Below are 15,742 nucleotides of genomic sequence, written 5' to 3' on the forward strand. Positions count from 1 at the left end.
CCCTGGCGTTACCCTGTTGACCGGCCATGATCAGGCCGTCCAGGCAGGGAGACGTACGACCATGACAGCCCCGGAGACCGAGAGCCTCCGCGTTCCCGCGCCGCGGCGACCGCCGGTGCTGCGCGGTCAGGCGTCCGTCGTGGCCGTGGTCGCGCTCGGCGGCGCCCTCGGGGCGACCGCCCGCTACGCGCTCTCCCTCCGGTGGCCCCTCCAGCCGGGCGGATTCCCCTGGGCGACCTTCTGGACCAATGTGATCGGCTGCGCGGTCATCGGCGTGTTCATGGTGGTCATCACCGACGTCTGGGCCGCCCACCGGCTGGTCCGGCCGTTCTTCGGCACCGGCGTCCTCGGCGGCTTCACCACCTTCTCCACGTACGCCGTCGACATCCGCAAACTGATCGGCTCCGGTCATCCCGGCACGGGACTGGCCTACCTCGCCGCGACCCTCCTCGCGGCCCTCACCGCGGTGTGGCTCGCCGCGACCGCCACCCGCCGCGTCCTGAAGCGGAGGCAGCCATGACGAGGCTGACCGGAAGTGCCCTGCGCGTGACCGTGTTCGTCGGCGAGAACGACACCTGGCACCGCAAGCCCCTCTACAGCGAGATCGTGCACCGCGCCCACGCGGCGGGCCTCGCCGGTGCCAGCGTCTTCCGTGGCATCGAGGGCTTCGGCGCCTCCTCCCTGATCCACACCTCCCGGTTGCTGTCCCTGAGCGAGGACCTGCCCGTCGCGATCGTCGTCGTCGACACCGAGGACCGGGTACGGGCCTTCCTGCCCCAGCTCGACGAACTCGTCACCGAGGGCCTGGTCATCCTCGACCACTGCGAGGTCATCCGGTACGTCGGCCGTGACGCCGACGCCGGCTCGGGCTCCGGCTCCGGCAAAACGGACGGCAAGGGTAAGAGGTCGTTGTGAACTGGCTGCTGGTCGTCGCGGGTGCCATGGTCGGCGCCCCGCTGCGCTACCTCACCGACCGCGCGATCCAGTCCCGCCACGACTCGGTCTTCCCCTGGGGCACCTTCGCGGTCAACGCCGCCGGCTGCCTGGTGCTGGGCCTGGTCAGCGGGGCGGCGGGACCCCACCTGCAACTGCTGCTCGGAACGGGACTGTGCGGGGCGCTGACGACGTACTCGACCTTCTCGTACGAGACGCTGCGGCTGGCCGAGACCGGGGCGGGGCTGTACGCCCTCGCGAACATCGCAGGGAGTCTGGTCGCCGGTCTGGGGGCGGCGTACGCGGGCGTGGCGCTTGCCCGAGCGATGTAAGACTGTGCCCGCCTTGTCTCGTCCTCCCTGCCGGAAGAACTGGATCCCATGAGCGTCATCAGCGTCGGTCAGGCCGTCGTCCTCGGAGCCGTCGAGGGGGTGACCGAGTTCCTGCCCGTCTCCTCCACCGGTCATCTGAAGATCACCGAGGGACTCATGAACATCCCCGTCGACGACGACGCCGTCGTCGGGTTCTCGGCCGTCATCCAGGTCGGCGCGATCGCCGCCGTGCTCGTGTACTTCCGCAAGGACATCGCGCGGATCGTCTCCGCCTGGTTCCGCGGACTGCGCGACAAGGAGGAGCGGTACCACCACGACTACAAGTTCGCCTGGTGGGTCATCTACGCGACCATCCCGATCGTCGCCGTGGGCCTGGCCGCCAAGCCGCTCATCGAGGGGCCGCTCGCCTCCCTGTGGGTCGTGGCCGGCTCGCTGATCGCGGGCAGTGGTGTGATGTGGGCGGCCGACCAGATGGGCCGCCACAAGCGGGGCGAGGACGACACCACGTTCAAGGACGCGATGCTCGTCGGCAGCTCCCAGATCCTCGCCCTGCTCTTCCCCGGCTTCTCCCGCTCCGGCGCCACCATGTCCACCGCGCTCATGCTCGACCTGGACCGCGTGGCCGCCACCCGCCTGTCCTTCTTTCTCGGCATCCCCGCCCTGACCGGTGCGGGCATCTACGAACTCAAGGACGCCCTCGGCACGGGCGCGGGCGCCGCCCCGCTGGTTGTCGGCACGGCCGTCTCCTTCGTCGTCGCCTACGCCTCCATCGCCTGGCTGCTGAAGTTCGTGGCGAAGCACTCCTTCAACGCGTTCGTGATCTACCGGATCGTCGTCGGCGTCCTGCTCTTCGGCCTGCTGGCGACGGGCGTGCTGGACAGCTGACCGGCCACGACGGGGCGTGAGCCGGCATTCAGCTCTCACGCCCCGTGAAATTCTCCTTTCAGGTGCCTTGACAGCACCCTCCCGCCGCCCGGAGTATCTCTCCCGTGAACCTGTCAGACAGCCGGACAGCCGGACAGCCACCGCGGCGCGTCAGCGCCATGGAAGCGGTGCTGGCGCACCTGCGCGCCGCCATCGAGCGGGGCGACTACGCCATCGGCGACAAGCTCCCCTCCGAGGCCGAGCTCTGCCGCACGCTGGAGATCAGCCGTCCCGTGCTGCGCGAGGCCCTGCGGGCGCTGCAGACCATGGGGCTGACCGTCTCCAAGACCGGCAAGGGCACCTTCGTGGTCGCCAGCGCGGTGGAGGACCCCACCTTCGGCGACTACGCGGCCAGCGACCTGCTGGAGGTGCGCCGGCACGTCGAGATCCCCGTCGCCGGGTACGCGGCCCTGCGCCGCACCCCGGAGAACCTCGACCACCTGGCCCACCTGCTCGACCGCATGGAGCGGGAGACGGACACCACCGCGTGGGTCGCGATGGACACGCTGTTCCATCTGGCCGTCGCCGAGGCCGCCCAGAACCCGGTGTTCCGCCGGGTCATCGAGGAGATCCGGGACGCACTGGCGCGTCAGTCGGCCTTCCTCAACGAGCTGGGCGGGCGCCGCGAGCAGTCCAACCGCGAGCACCGGGCGATTGTCGAGGCGCTGCTCGACGGTTCCGAACACGACGCGGTGGAGGCCATGTCCCACCACCTCGACCGCGTCGAGACCACCCTCACCGACATCGTGCGTCCCCCTGGCAAGGGCACGGACATCCCCACGGAAGGCGACCCCCAGGCGTGAGCGAGCAGATCCTGCACGACGATGTGCAGAAACGTTCCGGCCATGTCGACGCGGGAGACGAGGGATACAGCAAGTCCCTCAAGCACCGGCACGTCAACATGATCGCCATCGGCGGTGCCATCGGCACCGGCCTCTTCCTCGGCGCGGGCGGCCGCCTCGCCGACGCCGGCCCCTCCCTGTTCATCGCCTACGCGGTCTGCGGCGTCTTCGCCTTCCTGGTGGTCCGCGCCCTCGGTGAACTCGTCCTGTACCGCCCGTCCTCCGGCGCCTTCGTGTCCTACGCCCGGGAGTTCCTGGGCGAGAAGGGCGCCTATGTGGCCGGCTGGATGTACTTCCTGAACTGGGCCACCACCGGCATCGCCGACATCACGGCCGTGGCCGTCTACACGCACTACTGGGGGATGTTCTCCGACATCCCGCAATGGGTGATCGCGCTCGTCGCGCTCGCGGTCGTCCTGACCGTCAACCTCATCTCGGTGAAGATGTTCGGCGAGCTGGAGTTCTGGTTCGCCATCGTCAAGGTGGGCGCGCTCGTGGCGTTCATGCTGATCGGCATCTTCCTGCTGGCCACCCAGCACGAGGTCGGTGACACCACCCCGGGCCCGGCCCTGATCACCGACCACGGCGGTGTCTTCCCCAACGGCCTGCTGCCCATGCTGCTGATCCTTCAGGGCGTCGTCTTCGCCTACGCCTCGGTGGAACTGGTGGGCGTCGCGGCCGGCGAGACCGAGAACCCCGAGCAGATCATGCCGAAGGCGATCAACTCGATCATGTGGCGCGTGGGCCTCTTCTACGTCGGCTCGGTCGTCCTGCTGTCGATGCTGCTGCCCTGGAACAAGTACACCGGCGGCGAGAGCCCCTTCGTGACCGTGCTCTCCAACATCGGCGTCCCGGCGGCCGGCGGCGTGATGAACCTCGTCGTCCTCACCGCCGCCATGTCCTCCCTCAACTCCGGCCTCTACTCCACCGGCCGCATCCTGCGCTCCATGGCCAAGTCCGGCTCCGCGCCCAAGTTCACCGGCGTCATGAGCCGCAGCCAGGTCCCCTACGGCGGCATCCTGCTCACCAGCGGCATCTGCGTCCTCGGCGTCGGCCTCAACGCCGTCGTCCCCGCCGACGCCTTCGAGATCGTGCTGAACTTCGCCGCGATCGGGATCCTGTCCACCTGGGGCATGATCATGGTCTGTCACCTGCTCTTCTGGCAGAAGACCGAGAAGGGCGAACTGACCCGCCCCGGCTACCGACTGCCGGGCTCCCCCTGGACCGAGATCGTGACGCTGGCGTTCCTCGCCTCCGTCCTGGTCCTGATGTACGCCGACGGCGGCGTCGGACGCACCACCGTGCTGTGTCTGCCGCTCATCGTCGGGGCGCTGGTCGCCGGGTGGTACGCCATCCGCGGCCGGGTCGCCCGGACGGCGGCCGAGACCCCCTCCGCAGGCGCCGACACGTGAGCACACACGTGAGCGCCGAGATCCACCCCACCGGCGGCCACGCGTGATCCGCGCGGCGCACCCCTAGAAGGCAGTCATGTCGATCAGTTCCGTCGCGGACGCACCCCTGATCCGCGAGCCCCTCCACGCCCCCGTCGCCCACCTGATACGCGGCGGGGTCGTGGAGGGCATCCACTACGGTTCCGTCGTCGTCCTCGGCGCCGACGGCCGCGTCGGGTTCCAGCTCGGCGACATCGAGGCCGCGTTCTATCCGCGCTCGGCGCTCAAGCCGGTCCAGGCGGTCGCCATGGTGCGGGCGGGGCTGCCGCTCGACGGCGAGCTGCTGTCGCTGGCCGCCGCGAGCCATTCCGGCGAGGAGCGGCATCTCGCCGGGACCCGGCGGATCCTGGAGCTGGCCGGGGTGTCCGAGGACGCCCTGCGCAACGTTCCGGACATGCCGTTCGGCCCGGCCGTACGGGACGAGTGGGTGCGGGCGGGGCGCGGGCCCTCGCGGCTCGCCCAGAATTGTTCCGGCAAGCACGCGGCGATGCTGTACACCTGCGTGCTGAACGGGTGGCCGCTCGAGGGATATCTGGACCCCTCGCATCCGCTCCAGCAGGCCATCGCCGAGATCGTCGAGGACCTCACCGGGCAGCGGATCGCGCGCGTGACGGTGGACGGGTGCGGGGCGCCCTTGTTCTCCGTTTCCTTGAACGGGCTCGCCCGTGCGCTCTCGCGGATCGCCGCCGCCGTGCCCGGTACGCCCGAGGCGCGGGTCGCCGACGCGATGCGTGCGCATCCGGAGATGGCGTCCGGGGCGGGGCGGGACGTCGCCGCGCTGATGCGGGCCGTGCCCGGGCTGCTCGCCAAGGACGGGTTCGAGGGTGTTCAGGTCGCCGCGCTGCCCGACGGGCGGGCGGTTGCCGTGAAGATCGCGGACGGGGCGAACCGGGCGCGGATTCCTGTGGCGGCGGCGGCGCTTGCGTGGGCCGGGATTTCTCCGGAGCTGCTCACCGAGTTTCAGGGCGAGGCGCTGCTCGGGGGTGGGGAGCCAGTGGGGTGTGTGCGGCCGGTTCGGTCGCTGGAGCCCGTGGTGGTTTCTGCTTGCGCCTAAGGATGTGCCGCGCTCGATGAATTGCGACTGCGGGCCGGTCTGTGGCTGGTCGCGCAGTTCCCCGCGCCCCTAAAAGACCTCAGCTCCCCTGCAGAAGGAAGAACCGAAGCTCATGACCTCCGTCGTCGCCCGCAGCGAACACGATCTCCTCGGGTACCGGGACATCCCCGCCGACGCCTACTGGGGTGTGCACACCCTGCGGGCCACCGAGAACTTTCCCATCACCGGGACGCCCATCTCCGCCTACCCGCACCTCATCGACGCCCTCGCCGCCGTCAAGGAGGCCGCCGCGCTCGCCAACGAGGAGCTGGGGCTGCTGGAGCCGCGCAAGGCCGCCGCCATCGTCGAGGCCTGCCGGGAGATCCGGGACGGGAAGCTGCACGACCAGTTCGTGGTGGACGTGATCCAGGGCGGGGCCGGCACCTCGACCAACATGAACGCCAACGAGGTCGTGGCCAACCGGGCGTTGGAGCTGCTGGGGCACGCGAAGGGCGAGTACCGGCATCTGCACCCCAACGAGGACGTCAATCTGGGGCAGTCCACCAATGACGTCTACCCGACCGCGGTCAAGATCGCGACGGTCTTCGCGGTCCGTGGACTGCTCAAGTCGATGGCTGTACTGCAGGACTCGTTCGCCCGCAAGGCGGTCGAGTTCCGTGACGTGCTCAAGATGGGCCGTACACAGTTGCAGGACGCGGTGCCGATGACGCTCGGTCAGGAGTTCTCCGCGTACGCCGTCATGATTGACGAGGACCGCAACCGTCTTGACGAGGCCGTCCAGTTGATCCATGAGATCAACCTGGGGGCGACTGCCATCGGGACCGGGCTCAACGCCCCCGCCGGGTATGCGGAGGCCGCGCGGCGGCATCTGTCCGCCATCACCGGGCTGCCGCTCGTCACCGCCGCCAACCTGGTGGAAGCCACCCAGGACTGCGGGGCGTTCGTCCAGATGTCCGGTGTGCTCAAGCGGATCGCCGTCAAGCTGAGCAAGAGCTGCAACGATCTGCGGCTGCTGTCGTCGGGGCCGCGCGCGGGGCTCGGGGAGATCAACCTGCCGCCCGTGCAGGCCGGTTCGTCGATCATGCCCGGCAAGGTCAACCCGGTGATCCCCGAGGTCGTCAACCAGGTCGCCTTCGAGGTGATCGGCAACGACGTGGCCATCACCATGGCCGCCGAGGCCGGACAGCTCCAGCTGAACGCCTTCGAGCCGATCATCCTGCACTCCCTGTCGGAGAGCATCACGCACCTGGGCGCCGCCTGCCGCACCCTCGCCGAGCGCTGCGTGGACGGCATCACCGCCAACACCGAGAAGCTGCGCGCGAGCGTGGAGAACTCCATCGGTCTGGTCACCGCCCTCAACCCGCACATCGGGTACGAGGCCGCCACCGACATCGCCAAGGAGGCCCTCGTGACCGGCCGCGGCGTGGCCGAACTGGTGCTGGAGAAGGGGCTGTTGCCCGCCGAGACGCTCGCCGACCTGCTGCGGCCCGAGGTCGTCGCGGGCAGCGGGCAGGCCCTGGCCTGATCCCCTCCCGCACCTGGTGGAAGCGCGTCCCGACCGGCCCGGAGGCACAATGGTGATCATGAGTTCGACCCTGACCTTCGCGCCGGTCCTGGAGCGCATCGCCGAGGAGATCGAGCGCACCCCGGGACGGGGCCGCCCCGCCGACTACATCCCGGCGCTCGCGGCCTGCGACCCGCGCCGCTTCGGCATGGCCGTCGCGGAGCTCGACGGCACGGTGTACGGCGTGGGGGACTGGCGGCAGCCGTTCTCCACGCAGTCCGTCACCAAGGTCTTCACCCTCGCCCTCGACCTGGCCCGCGAGGGCGACGAACTCTGGGAGCACGTGGGCCGCGAGCCCTCCGGCAACCCCTTCAACTCCCTGGTCCAGCTGGAGTACGAGAACGGCATCCCGCGCAACCCCTTCATCAACGCGGGCGCCCTCGTCGTCACCGACCGGCTGCTGACCCGTACCGGAGACGCCGCGGGCGAGCTGCTGGCGTTCCTCCGCGCGGAGAGCGGCAATCCCAAGCTGGAATTCGACGAGGAGGTCGCCGCCTCCGAGTCGGCCCACGGCGACCGCAACGCCGCGCTCGCCCACTTCATGGCGTCGTACGGCAACATCCACAACCCGGTGCCCGGCCTGCTCGACCAGTACTTCCGGCAGTGCTCCCTCACGGCCTCCTGCGCCGACCTGGCCCTGGCGACGGGCTTCCTGGCCCGGCACGGCATCCGCGCCGACGGCACCCGGCTGCTCACCCGCAGCCAGGCCAAGCAGGTCAACGCGGTGATGCTGACCTGCGGGACGTACGACGCGGCGGGCGAGTTCGCCTACCGGGTCGGGCTGCCGGGCAAGAGCGGGGTCGGCGGCGGCATCATCGCGGTGGTGCCGGGGCGGTGCACGCTGTGCGTGTGGAGCCCGGGGCTCGACGAACGCGGCAACTCGGTCGCGGGCGTGGCGGCGCTGGACCGGTTCACGACGCTGACCGGCCTGTCGGTCTTCTAGGGCGTCCTCTCGACACAGGCGTGCCACACCCCCGTCAGTTTCCGGCCATCTGACAGCGCAACGCTCCCAGCGTGGTCGACCTACGCCGCTGCCGGATACTCGGCCTGGCCGGAACCACCGTCCTCGCGGCAGGCGGTGAAACGGCCGGCGCCCTCCCCGTGCGGGAGCTCCTCAACCCCGCCTCCGTACACGCCGCCGTCGGTCTCGTCAGCGTCTACTTCGGCGTCGTCCTGCTGCTCGCGGCCTGGGCGCTGCTGGGCCGGCTGATCAGGACCCCCGAGGCGCCGACTCCGCGCGCACTGCTCCTCGTCCTGGCGCTCTGGGCGACGCCCCTCCTCCTCGCCCCGCCCCTGTTCAGCCGCGACGTCTACAGCTACCTCGCCCAGGGCGCCATGGTCGACGCCCACATGGACGTGTACGCGCACGGCCCCGCCCAGCTCGGCGGTCCGCTCGCCGACGAGGTCGCCCCGATCTGGCGGCACACCGGGGCGCCGTACGGCCCGGTCTTCCTCGCCGTCGCCTCCGCGCTGGCCGGCCTCACCCGCGGCGAGCTCCCGGCCGGCCTCTTCGGCATGCGCCTCGTCGCGCTGTCCGGTGTGGCCCTGATGGCGGCGGCGCTGCCCCGGCTCGCCCGGCACAGCGGCGCCGACCCGGCCGCGGCGCTCTGGCTCGGCGCCCTCAACCCGCTCGTCCTGCTCCACCTGGTCGCGGGCGCCCACAACGACGCGATCATGCTTGGGCTGCTCGGCGCGGGCCTGGTCGCGGCGCTCGGCCGGTGGCCGGTCGTGGGCGCCGTGCTCGTCACGCTCGCCGCGCTGGTCAAGGCGCCCGCGGTGCTCGGGCTGGCCGCGGTCGTCGTGCTCCAGACCCGGACCGGCCGGCGGCCGGCGAAGGCCGTGGTGACCACCGCTCTCGCCGCGGCGGCCACCACGGTCGTCGCGACGGCCGCCGCCGGTACGGGGTACGGCTGGATACGCGCCCTCAGCACGCCGGTGTCGCCCCAGAACTGGGCCCTCACCAGCCTCCTCGGCCGCGCCACCGGCGCCCTCCTGGAACACCTCGGCAGCGACCTGGCACCCCTGGCCGTTCCCGCCTGGCACGCACTCGGCATCGCCCTCACCGCGGGCCTCGTGGCGGTCATCTGGTGGCGGCTGCGGCCACGCCCGGTGTACGCGCTCGGCCTGAGCCTTGCCACGGTGGCCGCGTTCGGCCCGGCGATCCGCCCCTGGTACGCCCTGTGGGGCCTGTTCCTCATCGCCGCCGCGGCACCCACCGCCTCGGTACGGCACCGGGTGGCGGCCGTGACCGGTGTCCTCGCGCTGGCCACCCTGCCCAGCGGCGGACCGGCCGACGCGGGCCAGTTGGTGCTGGCCGTCTCCGGGGGCGTCCTGGCCGTGGTCGTCCTGTGGCAGGCCCACCAGACGGACCGGGCACCGGCGTGGGGCCGTACGGCATGAACCCGCCCCGCACCGACCGCGGGCGACTGCTGCTGCTCCTCGCGCTCGCCACCGCCGTCACCGTCTTCACCGCGACCGTGCCGCTGCTGCGCGACTGGTTCGACCTGCGCGTCTACTACGGGGCCGTGGACAGCTGGGTCCGTCACGGCGGACGGATCTACGACTACCGGGTGCCCGGCACCACGTACGGCTTCACCTACCCGCCCTTCGCCGCCGTCGCCATGCTGCCGATGGCGGTGCTGCCGCTGCCCGCCGTGATCGCGGGTTCCGTGCTGCTCAACGCGACGGCCACGGCTGTCGTCGCGCGCGTGCTGAGCGGACGGCCGCTGAGGCGCTTCGGCTGGTACGGCTGTGGCCTCGCCGTGTGCGCGCTGGCCCTGTTCGAGCCGCTGCGGGACACGTTCAGCTTCGGCCAGGTGAACCTCCTGCTGCTGGCCCTGGTGCTGGCGGACGCCTGGCTGCTCGCCCGCGGGCGGGGCCGGTGGGCGGGCTGGGGCATCGGTCTGGCGGCGGCGGTCAAACTCACGCCCGCGCTCTTCATCGGTCTTCTGCTGCTGGCCGGGCGCCGCCGGGCCGCCGCGGTCGCGACGGCCGTGGCCGGCGGGGCCACCGCCCTGGCGGTGTGGGCGGCCCCGGACGCCTCCCGCTTCTACTGGACCCAGGCGATGTGGGACACGACGCGGGTGGGACGCCTGGACTACGTCTCGAACCAGTCGCTGCAAGGGATTCTGGCGCGGCTGGGGGAGACGGACCGGGCGGTCTGGGCGGTGGCGGTCCTGCTGACGCTCGGCGTCTGGGCGGTCCGCGCGCGGGCGGCGGCCGTCGCGGGGGAGTGGACGGCGGCGTTCGCGCTGACCGGGCTGACCGCCTGTCTGATCAGCCCGATCACCTGGGTGCACCATCTGGTGTGGCTGCTGCCGGCCTTCGCCGTGCTGGTGCGCGCCGGGCACGCGCGCGTGGCGGGCGCCCTGTACGCGGTGCTGTGCACCAGCGTGGTGTGGCTGTGGTTCGACGACGCGTCCGGCGTCGACGGGTTCCTCGGCAGCAACACGTACACCTGGATCACGCTCGGTCTGCTGCTGTGGCTGCCGACCGGTCAGCCGCGCGCCGCCCGCCCCTTCCTGGCGCGCAGGGCGAAGGCGACGGCGCCCGCACCGAGTGCCGACGCGCCGACGATCACTCCAGCCCGTGTCCAGTCGGGCCCGCGTTCCGGCACGGTCGCGGCGGCGACGGGCTCGGCGGCCGGGCCCGGCCGCGGTCTGCCGCGCAGGGCGTCCAGCGACCCCACGGCCGCGACGCGACCGGCCGCGCCGAACCCCCAGTCGAGCAGTTCCCGGGCCTCCTCGTACACGGCGAAGCCGCCGCCCGCCTGAGGGTTCATCACGGTGACGACGAGCGTGCGCCCGCCTCGCTTCGCGGCGGCGACGAGGGTGTTGCCGGCGTGGCTGGTGTAGCCGTTCTTGATGCCGACCAGCCCGTCGTACGGCTCGACGCCGTCGGCGCCGGTGAGCAGCCGGTTGGTGTTCTGGATGGCGTACGACCAGCCGCCGCCCCCGGGGAACCGCGCCTGAGCGGTACGGCAGTACCGGGCGAAGTCGGGGTTGCGCAGCCCCGCCCGCCCGAAGACGGCGAGGTCGTAGGCGGACGAGACCTGACCCGGCGTGTCGTACCCGTCCGGGGACCGCACATGGGTGTCGAGGGCGCCGAGCGCCCGGGCCTTGGCCTGCATCCGGACGGCCGTGGAGCGCCAGCCGCCGCTGAGCCCGGCGAGGACGTGCACGGCGTCGTTGCCGGAGTTGAGGAACACCCCGCGCCACAGATCGGCGACTGTGTACGTCTGTCCTTCCCGCACCCCGACCAGACTGCTGCCGTCGGCGACGTCGGCCAGTTCGTCGTCCCCCACCCGGTGCCGGATGCCGGCGGGCAGGAGTGGCAGCACGGTCAGCGCGAACAGCGTCTTGAGTGTGCTGGCCGGCGGCAGCCTGCGGTGCGCGTCGTGCGCCGCGAGCACCTCCCCGCTGTCCGCGTCGGCCACGAGCCACGACAGCGCGGACACGTCCGGCAGACGCGGTGCCCGGTTGACGGGCCGCACCTGGGTGCCGGAGCGGTACAGCAACCGCGGCTGCGGGGCGGAGGCCTGCGGCCCGCCGGGCGCGTCGGGGTCGGAGCCGGTGGACGCGACGGCCGCGGCGGGGGCGAGCACGAGCAGACCCGCCGTGCACAGCGCGCAGGCCGACGCGACAGCCCGGGAAGGAAATCCGATGGTCATACCGCAAAACTAGAAACGGACCTGCTCGACGCGGTGCTGCCCGGGCCGTACGGGCCGCGCTAGCACCCGGACGGGGGATGGGCCGGCCGTGGGTCGGGACGGGCCGACGAGGCGTCAGGCCGTGCTGGGCAGTGTCGGCTGGATGCGGTGGACGAACGTCGCGTTGTCCGGGGTCTCGCGCATGCGTGCCAGGAGCGTCTCCAGGCCGTCCTTGTCGCGCAGGGCCCGGCGTACACCCCGTGCGGCCGTCAACTCGGCCGGGGAGAGGAGGAGTTCCTCGCGGCGGGTTCCGGAGGGGTTGAGGGAGACGGCCGGGAAGACCCGGCGGGCGGCGAGTTCGCGGTCGAGGCGCAGCTCCATGTTGCCGGTGCTCTTGAGCTCCTCGAAGAAGAAGTCGTCGGCACGGGAGCCGGTCTCCACCAGGGCGGTGGCGAGGATGGTGAGCGAGCCGCCCTCCTCGGCGAGCCGGGCGGCGCCGAAGAAGCGCTTGGGGCCGATCAGCGCGGTCGCGTCCACGCCGCCGCTGAGCGTGCGGCCACCCGCCGCGGCCGCGTTGTTGTGGGCCCGGCACAGCCGGGTGAGCGAGTCGAGCAGGATCACGACGTCCTCGCCGGCCTCGACGAGCCGCTTGGCCCGCTCGATCACCAACTCGGCGAGCGCGATGTGCTGCTTGGGCGCCCGGTCGAAGGTGGAGGCGTACACCTCGCCGCGCACGGAGCGCCGCATGTCGGTGACCTCCTCCGGCCGCTCGTCGAGCAGCACCACCATCAGCCGGCACTCGGGGTGGTTGCCGGCGACGGCCGCCGCGATCTGCTGCAGCAGGACCGTCTTGCCGGTCTTCGGCGGGGCCACGATCAGGCCGCGCTGGCCCTTGCCCACGGGGGCCAGCAGATCGGTGACGCGGCCGGTCAGACCGGACGCGGGGTGTTCGAGGCGGATGCGCTCCCGCGGGTGGAGCGGTGTCAGGTCGCCGAAGCGGCGACGGTTCTTGTCGGGGGCGCGGCCGTTGACCCGGGCGACCTCGGTGAGGGCGCGCTGGGTGCCGCGGACACCGTCGACGAGGTCGCCCTTGCGCAGGCCGTGACGGCGGATCAGCGCGGGGGAGACCTGGAGGTCGGTGGGCTGCGGCAGCAGGTCGGCGGAGCGCAGGTGGCCCTTGCCGCCGGCGTCGATGTCGAGGACGCCGGTGACGGCGCGGACCGGGGATTCCTGCTGGATCGGGGGGTGTTCGAGTGTGGTGGTCATGGTGGTGGGTCCTTTCACGGACGTACGGCATGAGGCATGCGGAAGGGAGAGAGGCCGCGACGAGAGGAAGGCGGACACAGCGCCTTCGAGCGGCGGGGAAACCAGCCGTCGGACCCGTTGGTCACGAGGCGGTGAGAAGAAGCCGGTACGGCGAGTGCGCCGACCGGCGAACTGTGGAGGGAACTGGCACCGGCGCCCGCAACCGGGCGTACACAAGTGCTAGCAGGACCGTACCACGCCGGTTCAGCGGGTGGCGAGGAGTCCGTAGAGGAGCGGGATGCGCGGCTCGGGGAGCCGCCACCAGCCGGAGGGGGTGCGGACCATCTGCGGCCAGCGCGGCCACGGCAGCTCGTCGCTCTCGGTGAGGCGCCGGACGGTCAGTCCTGCCTCCACCAACGCGTTGAGGACCTCGCTTATTCCGTGCATCCACTCGTAACTGTCCGTGGCCCCCTCGACGGCCGGCCCGTCGGTGTACGTGTGGGTCGCGTCCCGGCGCACGGCCCCGGCGCCGCCGAGGTAGTCGTGGCGCAGCAGCAGCTCCGGCCCTTCTCCCGGGCCGGGTTTGGGGCCGAGGGAGTTGAGCAGGGGATGGAACTCCACGACGTACAACTGGCCACCGGGACGGAGGAGTTGAGCGATCACGCCCGCCCACCGCTCCAGGTCGGGCAGGTAGCACAGCGCGCCCTTGCCCGTGTAGACGACGTCGAACCGCCGCCCGTCCAGGGCCGCTTCGGCGTCGTAGACATTGGCCTGTACGTAGTCGACGTCGACGCCCGCCTTCGCCGCGATGTCCCGCGCCGCCGCCACCGAGGCCGCCGAGAAGTCGAGGCCGGTCGCGCGGGCGCCGCGTCGGGCGAAGGCGATCGTCTCGGTGCCCAGATGGCACTGGAGGTGGAGCACATCGCGGCCGGACAGGTCGCCGAGGTCGTCCCACTCGAACCCGGCGAACCAGCGGGCCGGGTCCAGGTCCTGGTCGAGCCCGTAGAAGCGGCTGGCGAGGTGGACGGGTGTGCGGGCGTCCCAGTTCGCCTGGTTGGCCCGCATGAACCGCGCGTGCTCGTCGGTGGTCATGAAGCCATCCAAGCGGCAACGGCCGTGGAGCGGGGGGAAGAAGTCCGGATCGGCCACGGTTGGGGTCGGCGAATGGCCGATGACGACCGGAGGGACTGGCAATGCGCGCATTGATCGTGGACCCGGAGGCGCCCGGACGGCTGAGCCCGGGGGAGGCGCCGGAACCGGCACCCGGGCCGGGGCAGGTCCTGGTGGAGGTCCGGCACAGCTCCCTGAACGCTGCCGAACTGTTCTTCGCGGAGCGTGGCGTACCGGGCGAGGTGATCGGTTTCGACTCGTCCGGCGTGGTCGTACGGGCCGCCGCGGACGGCACGGGGCCCGCTGTGGGCAGCCGGGTCGTGGGGTTCGGGGAGGGCGGCGGATTCGCCGCGCTGCGTGCCCTGGCCGTGGCCGACCTGGCCGTGGTCCCGGACGGCGTCGATCTCGGCGAGGCTGCCGCCCTGCCCGTCGCTGCGGGCACCGCCTTGCGCGCGCTGGAACAGGCGGGACCGCTCCTCGGCCGCCGGGTCCTGGTGACCGGCGCGTCCGGCGGGGTGGGCGGCTTCGCGGTGCAACTCGCGGCGCTCGGCGGGGCGTACGTCATCGGCGTGGCCGGTTCCGAGGACGGGCGCCGGTGGGTCGGGGAGCTCGGGGCCGACGAGGCGGTGTCCGGCCCCGAGGAGGTGACGAAGCCGGTCGACATCGTCATCGACAACGTGGGCGGTGCACAACTGGCCGCCTCCTACGGCCTGTTGGCCTCCGGCGGCAACCTGCAGAGCGTCGGCTGGGCGTCCGGCGGGGACGCGGTGCTGCCGGTCGGTTCCACGCTGGGGAGCCCCGCGCCGCGGTCGATCGTGTCGGTCTACAACGGCGGTGGACTCACCGACCGCCGCGCGCAGCTGGACCGTCTGCTCGCCCTGGTCGCCGCCGGGAAGCTGCGGGTTCCGGTCGGCTGGCGAGGCCCGTGGGACAAGATCGCGGACGCCGTGGCGGCGCTGAGCGAGCGCCGGCTGCGCGGGAAGGCGGTGCTGGACATCGGCTGAGCCGGCCGCCCGGGGCACCGGCCGGTCTGGCGAGAGCGGTGAGAGACGCCGCCCGCTCCTGGCCGACTGAGCCGCACACCAGCCGCACGGCCTGTCCGTCCGGCAGGCCCCTGCGCGCGAATGGCTTGGACGCCGGGACCGAGACCTTCGGCGGGCGCCGTGGCCGCGCTCGACACGTGGCACGCCGGGCGATCACGCCGACCGGTGCGGGCGCGGCCGTCTCACGTGAGTCGCGCCCGCGCCTCCTCCTCGATCCGCGCGAACTGGGCGCCCATCGCCTCTGCCAGGGCCTGGGCGCCCGACAGCGGGCGGACCATGACCGTGAACTCGTCGATCAGACCGTCACGGTTGACATGCAGGAAGTCGCAGCCGGTGAGCGTACGGTCGCCCACCCGTGCCTCGAAGACCAGGGCGTGGTTCTCGCCGTCCGTGCCCTCGATCTCCCGCACATAGCGGAAGTCCTCGAAGACCCGCGAGACGCCGTGCAGGATTGCCGCGGTGATCGCCTTTCCGGGGTACGGCTTGAAGACGACCGGGCTGGTGAAGACGACGTCCTCCGCCAGCAGCGCCTCGACGGCGTCGAAGTCCCAGGCCTCGACGGCCTCGCGGAAAGCACGCATCCGATCCCACCTCAT

15 protein-coding genes and 1 pseudogene are annotated in these 15,742 nt (G+C 72.0%); 12 read left to right on the forward strand and 4 right to left on the reverse strand.

Going from position 1 to position 15,742, the window contains the following annotated elements:
- Positions 1–61 precede the first annotated feature (61 nt).
- The 11 genes from crcB (ACFUO4_RS26490) to ACFUO4_RS26540 all read left to right on the forward strand — a co-directional run bounded on the left by crcB (ACFUO4_RS26490) (position 62) and on the right by ACFUO4_RS26540 (position 10,873).
- Positions 62–520, forward strand: a complete 459-nt coding sequence (gene crcB, locus ACFUO4_RS26490; protein ID WP_383489179.1) for a fluoride efflux transporter CrcB — start codon at positions 62–64, stop codon at positions 518–520.
- Entirely contained in the window at positions 517–915 is a 399-nt protein-coding gene (locus ACFUO4_RS26495) for a DUF190 domain-containing protein (protein ID WP_079311228.1), read from the forward strand. Before crcB (ACFUO4_RS26490) ends, ACFUO4_RS26495 begins: the two co-directional genes overlap by 4 nt.
- Positions 912–1,265 (forward strand): fluoride efflux transporter CrcB, encoded by a 354-nt coding sequence (gene crcB, locus ACFUO4_RS26500; protein ID WP_383489183.1) that lies wholly within the window; start codon positions 912–914, stop codon positions 1,263–1,265. The genes ACFUO4_RS26495 and crcB (ACFUO4_RS26500) overlap by 4 nt, the downstream gene beginning before the upstream one ends.
- Positions 1,266–1,313: 48 nt before the next feature.
- Entirely contained in the window at positions 1,314–2,150 is an 837-nt protein-coding gene (locus ACFUO4_RS26505; protein ID WP_079311226.1) for an undecaprenyl-diphosphate phosphatase, read from the forward strand.
- A 158-nt stretch (positions 2,151–2,308) separates the two neighbouring features.
- Positions 2,309–2,992 carry a FadR/GntR family transcriptional regulator gene (locus ACFUO4_RS26510; protein ID WP_079311225.1) on the forward strand — a complete coding sequence of 228 codons (684 nt, stop codon included), beginning with the start codon at positions 2,309–2,311 and terminating at the stop codon, positions 2,990–2,992.
- Entirely contained in the window at positions 2,989–4,443 is a 1,455-nt protein-coding gene (locus ACFUO4_RS26515) for an amino acid permease (protein ID WP_383489186.1), read from the forward strand. Before ACFUO4_RS26510 ends, ACFUO4_RS26515 begins: the two co-directional genes overlap by 4 nt.
- 76 nt (positions 4,444–4,519) lie before the next feature.
- Positions 4,520–5,536, forward strand: coding sequence for an asparaginase (locus ACFUO4_RS26520; RefSeq protein ID WP_383489189.1), 1,017 nt, complete (start codon positions 4,520–4,522; stop codon positions 5,534–5,536).
- A gap of 112 nt (positions 5,537–5,648) precedes the next feature.
- Positions 5,649–7,061, forward strand: coding sequence for an aspartate ammonia-lyase (gene aspA / locus ACFUO4_RS26525; RefSeq protein WP_383489192.1), 1,413 nt, complete (start codon positions 5,649–5,651; stop codon positions 7,059–7,061).
- A 49-nt stretch (positions 7,062–7,110) separates the two neighbouring features.
- Complete coding sequence (locus ACFUO4_RS26530) at positions 7,111–8,043, forward strand: glutaminase (RefSeq protein ID WP_383489195.1); 933 nt, start codon at positions 7,111–7,113, stop codon at positions 8,041–8,043.
- Between the two features lie 71 nt (positions 8,044–8,114).
- Positions 8,115–9,500, forward strand: a complete 1,386-nt coding sequence (gene mptB / locus ACFUO4_RS26535) for a polyprenol phosphomannose-dependent alpha 1,6 mannosyltransferase MptB (RefSeq protein ID WP_383489198.1) — start codon at positions 8,115–8,117, stop codon at positions 9,498–9,500.
- A complete protein-coding gene (locus ACFUO4_RS26540) occupies positions 9,497–10,873 on the forward strand; it encodes a glycosyltransferase 87 family protein (protein ID WP_383489201.1) in 1,377 nt (458 codons plus the stop codon). Before mptB ends, ACFUO4_RS26540 begins: the two co-directional genes overlap by 4 nt.
- Positions 10,874–10,932: 59 nt before the next feature.
- Here ACFUO4_RS26540 and ACFUO4_RS26545 read toward each other — a convergent pair.
- From ACFUO4_RS26545 to ACFUO4_RS26555, 3 genes and pseudogenes are all read right to left on the reverse strand, one after another.
- Positions 10,933–11,769: pseudogene (locus ACFUO4_RS26545) on the reverse strand (D-alanyl-D-alanine carboxypeptidase family protein); the annotation flags it as partial.
- A gap of 114 nt (positions 11,770–11,883) precedes the next feature.
- Complete coding sequence (gene rho, locus ACFUO4_RS26550; protein WP_383489204.1) at positions 11,884–13,014, reverse strand: transcription termination factor Rho; 1,131 nt, start codon at positions 13,012–13,014, stop codon at positions 11,884–11,886.
- A gap of 243 nt (positions 13,015–13,257) precedes the next feature.
- Positions 13,258–14,085 (reverse strand): class I SAM-dependent methyltransferase, encoded by an 828-nt coding sequence (locus tag ACFUO4_RS26555; RefSeq protein WP_383489207.1) that lies wholly within the window; start codon positions 14,083–14,085, stop codon positions 13,258–13,260.
- 101 nt (positions 14,086–14,186) lie between these two features.
- On the opposite strand from ACFUO4_RS26555, the gene ACFUO4_RS26560 reads away from it, so the two are divergent.
- Complete coding sequence (locus ACFUO4_RS26560; RefSeq protein ID WP_383489210.1) at positions 14,187–15,107, forward strand: zinc-binding dehydrogenase; 921 nt, start codon at positions 14,187–14,189, stop codon at positions 15,105–15,107.
- Positions 15,108–15,328: 221 nt separating this feature from the next.
- Here the strand turns inward: ACFUO4_RS26560 and ACFUO4_RS26565 are convergent, their stop codons facing one another.
- The gene (locus tag ACFUO4_RS26565) at positions 15,329–15,727 is read right to left on the reverse strand and encodes a nuclear transport factor 2 family protein (protein WP_383489213.1); all 399 of its coding nucleotides are present in this window, start codon (positions 15,725–15,727) and stop codon (positions 15,329–15,331) included.
- Positions 15,728–15,742: the final 15 nt, after the last annotated feature.

The sequence above is a fragment of the Streptomyces sp. NPDC057280 genome (assembly GCF_042668605.1).
GTDB lineage: Bacteria > Actinomycetota > Actinomycetes > Streptomycetales > Streptomycetaceae > Streptomyces.